Annotated in this window: 4 protein-coding genes and 1 pseudogene; 4 read left to right on the plus strand and 1 reads right to left on the minus strand. The window is 77.3% G+C overall.

Annotated features, from left to right (window positions below):
* Positions 1 to 251, plus strand: a pseudogene (locus NWP09_RS12535) (hypothetical protein); the annotation flags it as partial.
* Positions 252 to 342: 91 nt separating this feature from the next.
* Positions 343 to 936 (plus strand): cysteine hydrolase family protein, encoded by a 594-nt coding sequence (locus tag NWP09_RS12540; protein WP_258275833.1) that lies wholly within the window; start codon positions 343 to 345, stop codon positions 934 to 936.
* A gap of 50 nt (positions 937 to 986) precedes the next feature.
* On the opposite strand, the gene NWP09_RS12545 is transcribed toward NWP09_RS12540, so the two are convergent.
* Complete coding sequence (locus NWP09_RS12545; protein ID WP_258275834.1) at positions 987 to 1,382, minus strand: cupin domain-containing protein; 396 nt, start codon at positions 1,380 to 1,382, stop codon at positions 987 to 989.
* A 56-nt stretch (positions 1,383 to 1,438) separates the two neighbouring features.
* Between NWP09_RS12545 and NWP09_RS12550 the strand changes: the two genes are divergently transcribed.
* Both NWP09_RS12550 and NWP09_RS12555 read left to right on the plus strand, forming a co-directional pair.
* Complete coding sequence (locus NWP09_RS12550) at positions 1,439 to 1,768, plus strand: cupin domain-containing protein (RefSeq protein WP_258275835.1); 330 nt, start codon at positions 1,439 to 1,441, stop codon at positions 1,766 to 1,768.
* A gap of 33 nt (positions 1,769 to 1,801) precedes the next feature.
* Positions 1,802 to 2,094: alcohol dehydrogenase catalytic domain-containing protein (locus NWP09_RS12555; protein WP_258275836.1), on the plus strand; the 293-nt coding region annotated here is incomplete at its 3' end.

Below are 2,094 nucleotides of genomic sequence, written 5' to 3' on the forward strand. Positions count from 1 at the left end.
GGGCAGGCGCCCCGCGACCGCACGCCGCGACCGCCATCGGAGCGGCGCTCGCGACCGCCGCGGCGCTCGCGGTCGTCGCCGTGATGGTCGCGTGCTGGTTCGCGCTCGAGTCGCTCGGCGTCGCGCCGACGGAGTGGCTGCTGGTCGGCGCCGGAGCCGTGCTCGCGCTCGCGGCCGGTGCCCTCGCGGGGCGGGCGTGGTGGCCGCGGGCCGCCGCCCGCACGCTCGCGCGACCGCGCGCATCCGCCTGAGCGGCGACGCCGCGGACGCTGGCGGCATCTTGCGCGAGCTTGGCAGAGCAGCGCGCTGCGCGAGGGGCGGCCGCTGCCGCACACTGAGCGCATGACCACCGCGCTCATCGTCATCGACGTGCAGGAATCGTTCCGCAGGCAGCCCCAGTGGCACCGCATCTCGAAACCGGGGATCGCCGCCGACGTCGCCCGGCTCGTCGCGCACGCCCGAGCGGCCGGCGATCCGGTGCTGTGGGTGCTGCACGCCGAGCCCGGCAGCGGCGGCGCGTTCGACCCCGAGCAGGGCGGCGTGCGGCTCATCGACGGGCTCGAGGCGATCCCCGGCGAGCCCGTGCTCGTCAAGCGCGTGCACAACGCGTTCACGACGACCGATCTGCAGGAGCAGCTGGACCACCGCGGCGTCGACGCCGTGCGGCTCGCGGGCATCCGCACCGAGCAGTGCGTCGAGACGACCGCGCGGCTCGCGAGCGACCTCGGCTACCGGGTCGAGGTCGTGCTCGACGCGACGGCGACGCATCCGCTCGCCCTGCACGACGGCGCGGGCGAGCTGAGCGCCGCCGAGGTCATCGCGCGCACCGCCGCGGCCCTCGCGGGTCGGTTCGCGACGATCACGACGATCGACGCGGTGCTCGGGGCGGATGCCGCGCCTGCGTCCGAGCGCGCGCTCGCCGACGCGCGCGACTGAACCGGCGCATCCACCCGGCCCGTCAGCGCCGGCCCGTCAGCGCCGGCCCGTCAGCGCTCGGCGGGCCGCCCGACCTGCAGGCCGCCCTTGCGGCGGTGCACCGAGAGGTAGCGGAGGCCCCCGGCCCCCGCGGTGACCTGCCGGCGCGATCCGCGCGGGAGCCACACGATCGCGCCCGCGCGCAGCTCCACCGGCTCACCGTCGGTCTCGAGCGTCCCGGACCCCGCGAGCACATGCCACAGCACGTCCTCCGCGGGCCCCTCGTGCCGCTCGATGCGCTCGCCGGGCGGCAGCGCGATGACGTTGGCGTCGAGATGCCGCTCGTGCTCGGTCAGGCGCCACACCGCGCCGCGCTCGCCCTCGCGGCCGACCCCCGCGGCGAGGGCCGCGGCGTCGGCGAGCACGCGCGGCACGTCCCCGCGCACCGGGCCCGTCGCATCCGTCATGCCCACCTCACGCGACCAGGCTAGAGCGCGGCGCGGAAGCGGGGCATGCTGGGCGCATGGATGCCGTGCACCTGCCCACGCTCGCCGACGAGCTGCTCGCGACCGCCCGCGAGGCGACGAGCGGCCGCGCCGGGCAGTCCACCCGATCCGGCCGCGACCTCTCGCTGCGGCAGACCGTGCTCGCCCTCACCGCCGACCACGGCATCGACGAGCACGAGGCGAACGGCGAGGCGACGCTGCAGGTGCTCTCCGGGCGCGTGCGCCTGCGGTGGGGGAGCGAGTCGGTCGAGCTCGCGCAGGGCGACGTCGTCGACATCCCCGATGCGCGGCACGCGGTCGACGCGCTCACCGACGCGACGCTGCTGCTCACCGTCGCGATGCGCTGACGCGCCCGGCCGCGGTGTGATCGACTGGTCGCCATGAAGGCGATGCAGCAGGCGGCGGCGGGCGAGCCGCTCGAGTGGGCGGATGCGCCGGACCCGGTCGCGGGGCGGGGCGAGGTGGTCATCGACATCGTCGCGACCGCGGTGAACCGGGCCGACGTGATGCAGGCCGCGGGCAAGTACCCGCCGCCGGCGGGCGCGTCGGAGGTGCTCGGGCTCGAGTGCTCGGGCACGATCGCCGCGGTCGGCGCGGGCGTGCGCGGCCTCGAGGTCGGCGAGCCGGTGTGCGCGCTGCTCGCGGGCGGCGGCTACGCCGAGCGCGTCGCGGT

The organism is Agrococcus sp. HG114, assembly GCF_024723325.1.
Taxonomy (GTDB): domain Bacteria; phylum Actinomycetota; class Actinomycetes; order Actinomycetales; family Microbacteriaceae; genus Agrococcus.